This window comes from Fredinandcohnia onubensis, assembly GCF_002734215.1.
In the GTDB taxonomy this organism is placed as follows: domain Bacteria; phylum Bacillota; class Bacilli; order Bacillales; family Bacillaceae_L; genus Ferdinandcohnia; species Ferdinandcohnia onubensis.
In genome coordinates, this window is sequence record NZ_NSEB01000023.1 from 1 (window position 1) to 11,993 (window position 11,993).

General features: G+C 35.9%; 11 protein-coding genes. 6 read left to right on the top strand and 5 right to left on the bottom strand.

Annotated features, from left to right (window positions below; translation table 11 throughout):
- Positions 1–51 precede the first annotated feature (51 nt).
- The 3 genes from sstT to CKK03_RS21295 form a co-directional block, all read right to left on the bottom strand.
- A complete protein-coding gene (gene sstT, locus CKK03_RS21285; RefSeq protein ID WP_099364514.1) occupies positions 52–1,287 on the bottom strand; it encodes a serine/threonine transporter SstT in 1,236 nt (411 codons plus the stop codon).
- A gap of 385 nt (positions 1,288–1,672) precedes the next feature.
- Complete coding sequence (locus CKK03_RS21290; protein WP_099364515.1) at positions 1,673–2,350, bottom strand: SOS response-associated peptidase; 678 nt, start codon at positions 2,348–2,350, stop codon at positions 1,673–1,675.
- Positions 2,351–2,368: 18 nt separating this feature from the next.
- Positions 2,369–3,631, bottom strand: coding sequence for an ATP-binding protein (locus CKK03_RS21295; RefSeq protein WP_245864247.1), 1,263 nt, complete (start codon positions 3,629–3,631; stop codon positions 2,369–2,371).
- Between the two features lie 208 nt (positions 3,632–3,839).
- Here CKK03_RS21295 and CKK03_RS21300 point away from each other — a divergent pair, with 208 nt between their 5' ends.
- The 3 genes from CKK03_RS21300 to CKK03_RS21310 all read left to right on the top strand — a co-directional run bounded on the left by CKK03_RS21300 (position 3,840) and on the right by CKK03_RS21310 (position 7,659).
- The gene (locus tag CKK03_RS21300) at positions 3,840–4,337 is read left to right on the top strand and encodes a PTS sugar transporter subunit IIA (protein ID WP_099364516.1); all 498 of its coding nucleotides are present in this window, start codon (positions 3,840–3,842) and stop codon (positions 4,335–4,337) included.
- A 259-nt stretch (positions 4,338–4,596) separates the two neighbouring features.
- A complete protein-coding gene (locus tag CKK03_RS21305; RefSeq protein ID WP_099364517.1) occupies positions 4,597–5,856 on the top strand; it encodes a helix-turn-helix transcriptional regulator in 1,260 nt (419 codons plus the stop codon).
- Positions 5,857–6,321: 465 nt separating this feature from the next.
- Positions 6,322–7,659, top strand: a complete 1,338-nt coding sequence (locus CKK03_RS21310; RefSeq protein WP_180271351.1) for a YheC/YheD family endospore coat-associated protein — start codon at positions 6,322–6,324, stop codon at positions 7,657–7,659.
- A gap of 202 nt (positions 7,660–7,861) precedes the next feature.
- Here CKK03_RS21310 and CKK03_RS23885 read toward each other — a convergent pair whose 3' ends face one another.
- Both CKK03_RS23885 and cudC read right to left on the bottom strand, forming a co-directional pair.
- Positions 7,862–8,026 (bottom strand): hypothetical protein, encoded by a 165-nt coding sequence (locus CKK03_RS23885; RefSeq protein WP_180271352.1) that lies wholly within the window; start codon positions 8,024–8,026, stop codon positions 7,862–7,864.
- Positions 8,027–8,131: 105 nt separating this feature from the next.
- Positions 8,132–8,662 (bottom strand): choline uptake/conversion transcriptional regulator CudC, encoded by a 531-nt coding sequence (cudC, locus tag CKK03_RS21315; protein ID WP_099364519.1) that lies wholly within the window; start codon positions 8,660–8,662, stop codon positions 8,132–8,134.
- A gap of 326 nt (positions 8,663–8,988) precedes the next feature.
- Here cudC and proV point away from each other — a divergent pair, with 326 nt between their 5' ends.
- From proV to CKK03_RS21330, 3 genes are read left to right on the top strand one after another with little or no spacing between them, the layout of a single operon-like run.
- Positions 8,989–10,239, top strand: coding sequence for a glycine betaine/L-proline ABC transporter ATP-binding protein ProV (proV, locus tag CKK03_RS21320; protein ID WP_099364520.1), 1,251 nt, complete (start codon positions 8,989–8,991; stop codon positions 10,237–10,239).
- Positions 10,239–11,087 (top strand): ABC transporter permease, encoded by an 849-nt coding sequence (locus CKK03_RS21325; protein ID WP_099364521.1) that lies wholly within the window; start codon positions 10,239–10,241, stop codon positions 11,085–11,087. Before proV ends, CKK03_RS21325 begins: the two co-directional genes overlap by 1 nt.
- Positions 11,087–11,986, top strand: a complete 900-nt coding sequence (locus CKK03_RS21330; protein ID WP_099364522.1) for a glycine betaine ABC transporter substrate-binding protein — start codon at positions 11,087–11,089, stop codon at positions 11,984–11,986. Before CKK03_RS21325 ends, CKK03_RS21330 begins: the two co-directional genes overlap by 1 nt.
- The last annotated feature ends 7 nt before the right edge of the window (positions 11,987–11,993 follow it).

Here is an 11,993-nt window from a genome sequence, read left to right on the forward strand (position 1 = left end):
GAGGTAAGTTTTGTCCCAGCCTCTTTTTTTAAGTGTGTCTGAATTTTAAGATTACGCTGACTTAATCGCAGCACCCTTCTTTTCTTTACGCTTCTTGGCGTATTCAGCAGTTGCTGTGAAAAGTACGTCCGATGATGAGTTAAGGGCAGTTTCACAAGAATCTTGTAGGACCCCAATAATGAAACCAACAGCAACGACTTGCATGGCAACATCGTTTGGAATTCCAAATAGGCTTGATGCTAAAGGAATTAGTAAAAGTGATCCGCCAGCCACACCTGATGCACCTGCTGCTGAAACAGCTGATAGTACGCTAAGAATAAGTGCTGTTGCAAAATCAACTTCAATGCTGAGTGTATGAACAGCTGCAAGCGTGAGAACAGAAATCGTTACTGCCGCACCAGCCATGTTAACTGTTCCACCTAATGGGATTGAGATTGAATAAGTATCTTTATTTAAACCTAGTTTTTCACATAGATTCATATTAACCGGAATATTTGCAGCTGAGCTACGAGTAAAGAATGCTGTAATTCCACTTTCTCTTAAACATCTAAATACAAGTGGATATGGATTTTGACGAATGTAGAAATAAACAATCAATGGATTTACAACTAGGGCAATAAAGAACATACAGCCAAGTAGAAGGCCGAGGATTTTTCCATATTCCATCAATGCAGAAAGTCCATTTGTCACAAATGCATCGAACACTAGGCCCATAATACCGATTGGTGCTAGGCTGATCACCCATTTTACGACTGTAGCAATTGCATCACTAACGTTGGAAATTAATGTCTTGGTTGTGTCGTTTGCATTTTTTAATGCAATACCTAGGACAACTGCCCAAGCAAGAATTCCGATGTAGTTTGCATTCATTAGGGCATTAATCGGATTATCAACAATGTTAAATAGTAATGTTTGAAGAACCTCTAGTACACCACTTGGAGGTGAAAGGTCTTCTGCACCCGATACAAGTGACAACTTGACTGGAAAGATAAAACTTGCTAATACCGCTACGAATCCAGCTACGAATGTACTAATTGCATATAAGCCGATAATCGATTTGATATTTGTTTGGGTTCCACTTCTGTGTTTAGAGATGGCGTCAATAACTAAGAATAAGACCAATACCGGTGCAACGGCTTTTAGTGCACCTACAAATAATGAACCAAAAATACTAACCCATTTTGCTCCTTCTGGTACGACTAAAGCTAAAAGGATACCAACGATAATACCGCCAAATATACGTTTAACCAGGCTAATCTGATTCCATTTGTAAAAGATTTCTTTCATATTCTTTCCCCCTTTTCATGATTGTCCACATTATTATTTTATGAAATTAATATTATAAGAATAATATAATATTTGTTAGTTTAACACGAAAATTGTCAATTGTGTATAAAATTTAAAAGCTGGAAACGAATTTAGTATGTGAAAAATTTGGTATTTAAAAAAATACAGAACTCTTTGACAGAAAGGGAAAGCTAACGAAGTATAGGCATTATTTTATCATAGATATCAAGATTTTTAGAACTAAATGTTTATAAAATGACTACCACTTATTCACAAGTATTTCGGTATTCTAAAATAATAGTTTCGAGAGGATTTTTCGTGAAACGAACTTATTGTAAAAAACAAAAAAACGACAATCCATGATCGGAATTAGTCGTTATTTTCTTTAACATATTTTTTGAATTAAATTTGGTGAGTTATTGCGTGGTGAGTTAACTAAAGATGAGACCTCATATGCCTCCATGTTGTCAGCAGGTAATGGTTTGAGTAGATGTGACACCTTTGATACATCATTTAGAGAAGGGTCGAGCCATGCTTGTTCGTCCTCCTTATTTAAAATAACAGGCATACGGTCGTGAATATCCTTCATTAGTTCATTTGGGGTTGTGGTAATGATAGAACAAGAAAATAAGGAATTCCCTTCTGGAGATTTCCAACGTTCCCAGATTCCTGCCATTGCGAAAAGATCATTCGATTTTAATTTAATGCGTATCGGTGTTTTTGTTTTGTTGGGCCCTTTTTTCCATTCATAAAAGCTATCCGCAATAATCAGACAGCGCCTATGTTTGAAAGCATGTCTGAAGCTTGGTTTTTCAGTCAATGTTTCAGCACGTGCATTGATCATTTTATAACCGACTTTTTCATCCTTTGCCCATGAAGGTACGAAGCCCCAACGTAAATATCCTAAGCGATTTTGTGTACCGTCATTAATTACTGAAAGGACCGAATGGGAAGGGGCGATGTTATAGCTTTGTAAATATAAATCTTGTTCAATTGCAGCTTCAATATCAAAACGATTAAGAATGTCATCGTACTCTGCAAAAAGAGTAAATCGACCACACATTGTGGACCACCTCATTTTTTATAATATGGAAGGATTTTTGGATGTTGGTAATTTGATCAGAAAAGATGTACCTTTCCCAACCGTACTTTCAACATCAATTGACCCTTTTAATTGCTCGATAATTTGAAAACAAATGGTAAGCCCTATGCCGGTTCCTTTATCTTTTGTTGAATAAAAAGGTGTACCGATTTTTGAAAGCTGTTCTTTCGTCATACCAGGACCATTGTCGGTGATTTTTACAAGAATGTCTTGGTCTTTTGCAAAGGCATTTATTTGCAATAAGCCGTCATCTCCAATTGCTTCTATTGCATTTTTAATAATATTTATCAAGACTTGTTTGATTTCATCCTTATTCCCGTTAATGTAAAGCGAGTCTTCAATGAAAGTTTCAACCTCAATGCTTTGAATATTTGTATAGGATGTCATAAGTTCAACCGTTTTTGATAGTTCCTCGCTGATGTTTACTAATTGAGTATTACTATTATTTGGCTTCGCGAGAGATAAATAATCATTAATAATCGATTGTGCACGATTTAATTCAGAAAGGGTAATAGCAATGTAATTTCGCTGTTTATCCGTAATATTATCATCTCGAATAATTAATTGTAAAAATCCATTTACCGTAGTTAGTGGATTTCGAACCTCATGCGCAACGGAGGCTGCTAGTTGGCTAATCACATTCATTTTTTCAGAACGTCTTAGTTCCCGTTGTAAGAGGATTTGTTGCTTTAAGTTTTCAATAATGAGAACTACGAGTAAAAGGGTAATCCACGTAACTATTGAAAAAAGGATCATAACGAGTAGTTGATCAATTTGATTATACTTTACTAGGACGATCGCTCTGGTAGTAACGATAAAACCATAAATGATAGAAAGAACTATGAGCTTCTTATTTAATAGAAGGGAATGATACCTTTTTAAAAGAAAATAAAATATGACTACGATAATGGCATAATTGACAATCGAAAAGATAACCTTAGTATCTCCGAGTAGAAGTAGATAGCCTAGCATAATCAAAATAGCACCAATTCCCTGAAAAAATCCAGTATAGAGAAATGCGACAAATATAGGGATAATCCTAAAATCATAAGCAAATCCATTCGCGTAAGTTACAGGGAAAGTGATGGTTAAAAGAAGCATAATGATAATCATTCCAAGAAGTTTATTTGGGTGTAGCTTTGGAGAAGAATGATTATCCTGAATAGTAAGCAGATAATATATGAGAATAGGAAAAATAACGATAAGTACATGATAAAGAACATGTCCAATATGCTCTAACAACTTTCGTGGCACCCTCTTCCTGTTTTTAATTTTTTGAATACTGTCTTTGTTAGAAATTCGACATATTCACCGATAATCCTTCTCTATTACTTGCATACTTGAACATATTTTGACAAAATGAAATATGCTATTTAACCCAATCATAATTCTTTTTTTCTTAATATGGGTATGATACAACTAAACATATCTTTAATATTGGAGGCTTATTATGTTTAAAAAATTATTTGGAAGTAAAGATAAAAAAGTTGAGGAAGTGTTAGTGGCTCCTGCAAATGGAAAAATTCTTGCCTTAGAAGAGGTGCCAGATCCAGTCTTTTCTCAAAAAATGATGGGCGATGGGCTTGCGATTGAACCGTCTGAAGGAAAAGTTGTTTCGCCTGTGAAAGGTGAAATTATTCAGGTCTTCCCGACAAAACACGCAATTGGAATTAAAACGGAGATAGGTTTGGAACTTCTTATACATATTGGCCTTGAAACAGTGAACATGAAGGGCGAGGGCTTCACTACACATGTAAAAGAAGGAGATAAAGTTGAGGTTGGAACTGAACTCGTAACCTTCGATTTAGATTTGATAAAAGAGAAGGCAGCGAGTACAATTACACCGATTGTCATCACTAATTTTGATGCAGTTGAAACGTTTGAGATAATTGGAAGTGGCCAGGCAACAGCGGGTTCAACAGAACTTGCAAAAGTGAAGAAAAAGTAAGATTGCGGTCCTATCTGGGACCGTTTTTTTTATAGTACTTATAGTGTATTTGAACATGTTTTTACATATAAATTAAAACAGAGCATAGGATTTTAATGAATTAAATAAAGACTTGGAAAGCCACTCACTGTGGCAACATCAATGTGACGTACATCGTGCGGGTCTAAGAAAAATGAGTCTTTTTACCTATTTATTAAAAGAGGATTTTTACCAATTTTCTAGAAACAGTATATAAGTAGTCAATGAGAGGGTATGAAAGATGGAGATAGGAAGCAGAATACGTTTCTTTAGAATTCAAAACAATCTGACACAAGAAGAATTGGCACAAGAGATTATCTCAATTTCTTATCTTTCAAAAATTGAAAATAACCAAACCTCTGCAAGCTTAGAGGTACTTGAATTATTATGTGAACGATTAGGAATCAAGCTAATTGAAAGTGAAGAATATGCCCAATTAAAGGAGCTTTATGATTGGTACCACCTAATGGTTTCTCGAAAAAGGGAGCAGGCGGTTTCATTTTATGATTCTTATGAGTGCAAGAATACAAATGATTCACGAGTTGCCATTTTCTTCGTTCTTTTTGAACTTAGGTATTTAATTTTTACAAACCAATTAGACAAGGCTGAACAACATATCAAGAAAATTGACTTATATAAAGATATTTTTGAAATACGCATGAACTATTTTTACGAAAAATTTGTTGGTCAGTTTTATTATTTGAAGAGCCAGTTTTCTGTTGCAATGGAGCATTTTAAAGTTGCAGAGGAGATCTTAACGAGCAGTGTCCACTTTGAAAACTGGGAAACGGCTGATTTGTATTATTATAAGGGGCTAAATAATAACCGGATGGGGAAATTAGCCTTAAGTATCGTGTATATACAGAAGGCATTGGCAATCTATCAATCTCTTTACGATTTAAAAAGGAGTGCTGAATGTCAAATTTTATTAGGGATTTGTTATGAAAAAATTAACGAATTTGAAATGGCGGAAGAGAATTATTTGTTAGCAACAAAGGTAGCAGAAGGGATAAAAGACCCGTCATTACTAGGTTTGATTTATCATAACCAAGGTGTCCTTTATTCAAAATTAGGTGAATCCAATAAAGCCATTAAGCAATTTGTAAATAGCCTTGAGCATAAAGAAGAACATATGGTCATTGGGCGTTTACGGTCGATTCACGGTTTAATTGAAGAAAATTATAAAATAGGAGACCATGAGGGTTGCAAAAAATGGCTTGAAGAAGGGTTTGCTTTAGTGGAGAATCACCAGGGGTATCATGAATTCAAGATTCATTTTATCTATTATGACTATTTGCTGAATAAGTCTGATCAGTTAACAAGATTTATTGAGAAGGATGCATTGCCTTTTTTTGAAGGCATTGAACATCATCTTCACGTAGCCTATTATGCAGAGGAACTTGGAAAAATCTATCAAGAAAATCATAAATATAAGCTAGCAAGCTATTATTTTTCAAAGGTAATTTCATCTTTGAAAAAACATAGTCATATAAATCAATAAAGGAGATGATGGTAAATGAAAAAACTAATGCTACTATTCATGCTTGGACTTGTGACAATCGCAGGTTATCAATTAAATGAAGGTGTTGCGTGGGTAGATAATGACTACCCAGATACGCAAGAAGTACAGGTATAATGTAGAAAGCAGCCCGATAAAATCAGGGCTGCTTTTTTCAAAAGATAAGAAAGTATAAAATTTGGGGTCTACCACAGTCGTTTATGCTGTGGTATTTTGATTTAATGGACGAATGTGACCAAACAATTCCACGTATGTTTTCATGCGAATTATGTGGTGGAGAAATGTACCCTGAAAATTATAACCAGTTTGACAAGAAGAGTAATTATTTATGCAACGCTAATGATAAAATCTAATTTTATTGACCTATTTTCTAGAAAAGGACAGTCATTTAGTCAGAATTAATCATATTATAAATTGTTTACAATCCAAAGGTTGAGGTGTATGTTAATGGTTCAGTTACATTTTAGGAAGGAAAATTATTTTCGAAGCACTGATTTAGATGATTCCACGCTCTATTTATCTAATAAATTTTTACAGGCTAATAATATTTATTCGAATGCAATCATATTAAAGTTTGGAAACTGGTCTAAACAATTTACCATTACAAGACAATACGCACAACATGAGCATATCATAAGCCTCCCGGAACACTCCATCCCGTTTACATTCCCTAGTACACTTGATTTTGAATTTAGGCTAAAAGGGAATACACTTCACCTCGGTCCTGTTATCGGATTTATTGCCAAAAAGAATAAAAATAATTTAACAATAAGTGCACTAGAATCCTACACATCTCGTTTAGAACAGTACGATAAAATCGGAGGTCTCCTCTTTATTTGTACGAGTGATAGGATTGATACAGCAAATGAAAGCATTCAGGGATACTATTATAACCCTGAGGGAAAAACGGTAGAAACTCGCTGGATATATGGTACTTTTCCCTATCCTGATTCGATGTTTAAAAAAATAAGAATTCCAAGTAATATAGAACGTGATTTAAGAATAAAGCTCGGAAACAAGCTCTTTAATACAAACTTCTTTAATAAGCTGCAGTTTTGGCAAATCTGTGAATCTACTGAACGTATAAAAAGCTTCATCCCCCATACGAATCTATTTAGACAAAAGCAGGATCTACAAGATATGCTATTCATGTTTGACATGGTCTACCTAAAACCGATACGAGGTAAAAAAGGTGAAGGCATTTATATGGTCAAAAAAGAAGTAGATCAGCTTATCTTAACCAATTTCAAAAAGGAAAAGCAAACATTTAGAACGATTAACGAATTGAAGGCTTACCTTGATCAACACATACGAAATGAAGATTATATCTTGCAGCAAGGTATAACTACTATCTACAAGAACAAACACGTAGACTTTAGACTCTACATGCAAAAAGACGTGAATGGTACATGGGTTTGCCAAGGTTCTGTAGGAAGAGTAGCCCAAGAAGAAAGCATTGTTACGAACCTAAAACAAATCGCTCACATTTCTAGAGGGGAAAAGGCTATAAGAATTGTGTTTCAAGTAGATTCAGAAGAAGCTAAGCAGATTATGAATGGTGCGATTGTAGCCTGTAAAGAGGTATGCAAAGTACTTGACCAAAAACTCGGTCACTTTGGCGATGTGGCTATTGATTTGATAATTGATAACGAATATAAGCCTTGGATTCTTGAGGTAAATAATTTGTATGGGGTTGAGAGTTTGAAGATTTTGGAGGATATGGAGACTTTGTCGGCTTTGCGGACTAATCCGTTTTTGTATGCTAGGGCGATAGGGGGCTTTTAAGTTTAGATTAATAAGTTTAGTTTATAAAAGCTAATACTCTAAAGATTAATAGCTTATGATCCTATTTGGTGCAAACTTAATCCACTACCAATAATTAACGAAAGGTATTGCACGGGTGGAAAATGACTACCCAGATTCACAAGAAGTACAGGTATATTGTAGAAAGCAGCCCGATTCAATCCGGCTGCTTTCTTTACTTTTTCTATAGAAAATTATGATAATCCGTTTGGTTATTTTTTACTTCATCGACTTGATTTTGAATGCTACGGGAGTCGGTAGAACGTTTCTTTTTGGAAATAATGTCTGCGACAAAACCAACAAGGAGTAACCCTCCAAAAAAGACTAACATCCAGCCCCATAATGGCATTTTCTCACCCCCATATAGTAGCGTATGAAAAAAGTATATAAGCGATGAGGGATATACACGAATCGTAATCTGTTTTTAAAATAAAAAAAGCAACGTTCATAAACGTTACTCTTTTGGAACATATTTAAAGATTTCATGTGATTCAAAGCTATCTACTAACCGGTTAAGCCAAAAATAATATTCTATCGCATTGTTCAACTTCGCGATATCGTTTTCTGCTTCTCCTTTAACTTCTTCGCTAATTTGTTCGTCCTCTAAGAGTTCCTTCAGATCAGCTAAAGATTTCTGAATGGCACTTACATTCATGGAAATGCCACTCCTCCATTTTATCGTAAAAAAGTCAATAAAGGTTTGATACCAATCTTCTTCAACCTCATAAAGGTCTTTTCGAATCCCTTTTTTCCATATCTTATCAACCATTTTCAAATCCACTAAGTTACGTACGGAGGTACTCATACTCGTTTTACTCATGCCTAGCTCTTGTTTCATATCATCCAGCGTCATCGGCTCGTCATGAAAATACATGAGACCCCAAAGTCTTCCAACTGAAGGTGTTACTCCATATAAATTCATATTTTGAGCAATCGCATCAATCACACGTTCTCGGGCTTTTTCTAGCTTGTCTATGCCTTGCAAATAGATTCACATCCTACATCAAAGGTTTGATATATATAGACTACTCATTTGGACATTGAATGTAAAGGGGAGGTGCTGAAAGGATTATGGAGGATTATGGAGGAATTCTATGCATTTTGAATGTGAAGTACGTACAGTTTTTACTTTACAAACTTTACGGTTGCATATCACGTAATATCAGCTTTGAGTATTTTGGAAATCATTACTACAATTAAAAGGTCAATGTGACTATTGCTTTCTACACAGGATACAGTAGTTTGTGTGAATACCATAATGGGCGGTTTGTATTAGACAAGTTTACAGCAAGAAAAAATTGAGGTGACAGAATGGAAAGTGAGAAACAAGCAAAAATAAAGGTTTCTAGCGTAACAAAAATTTTTGGGCGTTCGTCTAAAAAAGCTATTCAACTTTTAAAAGAAGGAAAAACAAAACAAGAAATCTTAAAAAGCACTGGTTCAACAGTCGGTGTAAATCAAGCAAGTTTTGAGGTATATCCCGGAGAGATTTTTGTGATTATGGGTTTGTCTGGAAGTGGGAAATCTACCTTGGTTCGTCTTTTAAATAGATTAATAGAACCAACTTCTGGTCAAGTTTTAATTGATGGAAAAGACGTCGTATCCATGAATAAAGAAGAAATTCGAGAAGTGCGTAGGAAAAAAATGAGCATGGTGTTTCAACGCTTCGCATTATTCCCACATAAAACGGTTCTTCAGAATACGGAATACGGACTAGAAATTCAAGGAATAGCAAAGCAAGAACGTTCACAAAAAGCGTTCGAAGCGCTTAAATTAGTCGGTCTAGAAGGCTATGAAAATCAATATCCTGACCAACTTAGTGGTGGGATGCAGCAGCGTGTTGGACTTGCAAGAGCGCTCGCTAATGACCCGGATATTTTATTAATGGACGAAGCATTTAGTGCCCTAGATCCATTAATTCGTAAAGATATGCAGGATGAATTGATTGAGTTACAAGGCTCTATGGAAAAAACAATTGTCTTTATTACACATGACCTTGACGAAGCCTTAAGAATCGGTGACCGTATCGCACTAATGAAGGACGGAAACATCGTACAAATCGGAACCCCTGAAGAAATACTTATGAATCCATCTAATGAATATGTAGAAAGATTTGTTGAGGATGTTGATTTATCGAAGGTACTTACTGCTGGCCATATTGTCAAACGAGCGGAAACCGTTCAGGTTGATAAAGGAGCAAGACTTGCGCTTAAAATCATGAAAGATAATGGTTTATCGACTGTCTATGTTGTTGACAAGCAAAAAAGACTCGTTGGGGCAGTTAGCGCAGTAGAAGCTTCAAAAGCGGTCGAGCAAAATTTAACATTGGCCGATGTCATGGAAACAAATCTTAAAACGGTTGATACAAGTACATTACTTGTTGATCTATTCGATGATGTTTCACAAGCTATTATTCCAGTGGCTGTAGTTGATGAACAAAATCGACTTAAGGGGATTGTCATTCGAGGTGCCGTGATAGGCGCACTTGCTGGTAATGACACATATATTAATGACTTTGGGGCTGAACAACTCCCTCCAAGTGATGAAAGGGAGGCTTTATAATGGAAGGTTTATTACCAAAGCTGCCAATAGCAGATTGGATTGATATATTTGTAGACTGGTTAGTCTCAAACTTCGAATTTTTATTTGAAGGGATTGCAGTGGGACTTGAAGGATTTGTAGAAGGAATTGTTGCAGGATTTGGATTTATTCCTTCTATTCTATTAGCTCTTATCTTGGGCGTTGTAGCCTGGAAAATTTGTAATTGGAAAATTGCACTTTTTACCTTAATTGGTTTATTTATAATCGATAATCTAGGTTACTGGGACAATATGCTTCAAACAATTGCCCTTGTATTAACATCTGTCGGGATATCAGTCATTCTTGGAATACCACTAGGAATATGGGCCTCACAAAGTAAAACTGTGGGTAGTATCGTGATTCCGATATTAGATTTCATGCAAACAATGCCTGCATTTGTTTATTTATTACCGGCAATCTTTTTCTTTAATATCGGAGTTGTACCTGGTGTTGTGGCGTCAGTTATCTTTGCAATGCCACCAACGATTCGACTAACGATACTTGGAATTACCCAAGTACCACAGGATTTAATCGAGGCAACTGAAGCTTTTGGATCTACAACAAAACAAAGATTAGTTAAAGTTCAAATTCCACTAGCTATGCCAACAATTATGGCAGGTATTAACCAAAGCATCATGCTTGCTTTATCCATGGTTGTAATTGCCTCAATGGTAGGTGCACCAGGATTAGGAGCAGATGTATATCGAGCTGTTACACAGCTGCAAACAGGAACTGGTTTTGAAGCTGGTCTAGCGATTGTTATTGTGGCAATCATCTTAGACCGGATTACTCAAAATATAGGAAAAACTAAACAAGGGGGAACTGCTTAATGTTAAAAAAAGTAGTCAAAGCATCATTAGCAATTGGATTTACTCTAGGACTTGCTGCATGTGGTGGCAATTCGGATGAGGCGGGAACGACATCTTCTTCTTCAGCATCTGTAGGAGAAAGTGTAGATTATGAGATTGTTGGAATCGATCCCGGTGCAGGAATCATGAAGGCAACTGCTTCGGCGATTGAAGAATACGGTCTAGAAGATTGGACTTTAGTAGAAGGCTCTGGTGCAGCGATGACAGCATCACTTAAAAAGGCATATAACAAAGAAGAACCGATTATCATCACTGGTTGGACGCCACACTGGAAATTCTCAGCTTTCGATCTTAAATACCTTGAGGATCCTAAAGGAGTATATGGTGGAGAAGAAAACATCCATACGATTGCACGAAATGGTTTAAAAGAAGATCTACCAGCTGTTTATACGTTATTAGACCAATTCAATTGGACGTCAGATGATATGGGAAGTGTAATGGTAGATATTAATGAAGGAACAAAACCAGAAGAAGCTGCTGCAAAATGGATTGAAGAGAATCCAGATAAAGTTGCAGAGTGGACTGAAGGTGTAGAAGAAGGAAATGGCGAAGAAGTAAAATTAGCCTACGTTGCGTGGGATAGTGAAATCGCAAGTACCAATATTGTGGCTAACGTTTTAACAGATTTAGGCTATAAAGTGAAAATGAGTCAAGTTGAGGCCGGCCCAATGTGGACTGGTGTAGCTGATGGATCTGTTGATGCACACGTAGCTGGATGGTTACCTGTAACTCATGCTGATTATGTAGAGAAATATGATGGTCAGTTTGAAGATCTAGGTTCAAACCTTGAAGGTACTAAAATCGGCTTAGTTGTACCAGCTTACATGGATATTGACTCAATCGAAGACTTAAAAGAATAAGAGTCAT

Excerpts from the sequence above, each read along its gene's own strand:
- sstT (WP_099364514.1), bottom strand. The coding sequence starts at position 1,287 with ATGAAAGAAATCTTTTACAAATGGAATCAGATTAGCCTGGTTAAACGT.
- CKK03_RS21290 (WP_099364515.1), bottom strand. The coding sequence starts at position 2,350 with ATGTGTGGTCGATTTACTCTTTTTGCAGAGTACGATGACATTCTTAAT.
- CKK03_RS21300 (WP_099364516.1), top strand. The coding sequence starts at position 3,840 with ATGTTTAAAAAATTATTTGGAAGTAAAGATAAAAAAGTTGAGGAAGTG.
- CKK03_RS21305 (WP_099364517.1), top strand. The coding sequence starts at position 4,597 with ATGGAGATAGGAAGCAGAATACGTTTCTTTAGAATTCAAAACAATCTG.
- CKK03_RS21310 (WP_180271351.1), top strand. The coding sequence starts at position 6,322 with ATGGTTCAGTTACATTTTAGGAAGGAAAATTATTTTCGAAGCACTGAT.
- CKK03_RS23885 (WP_180271352.1), bottom strand. The coding sequence starts at position 8,026 with ATGCCATTATGGGGCTGGATGTTAGTCTTTTTTGGAGGGTTACTCCTT.
- proV (WP_099364520.1), top strand. The coding sequence starts at position 8,989 with ATGGAAAGTGAGAAACAAGCAAAAATAAAGGTTTCTAGCGTAACAAAA.
- CKK03_RS21325 (WP_099364521.1), top strand. The coding sequence starts at position 10,239 with ATGGAAGGTTTATTACCAAAGCTGCCAATAGCAGATTGGATTGATATA.
- CKK03_RS21330 (WP_099364522.1), top strand. The coding sequence starts at position 11,087 with ATGTTAAAAAAAGTAGTCAAAGCATCATTAGCAATTGGATTTACTCTA.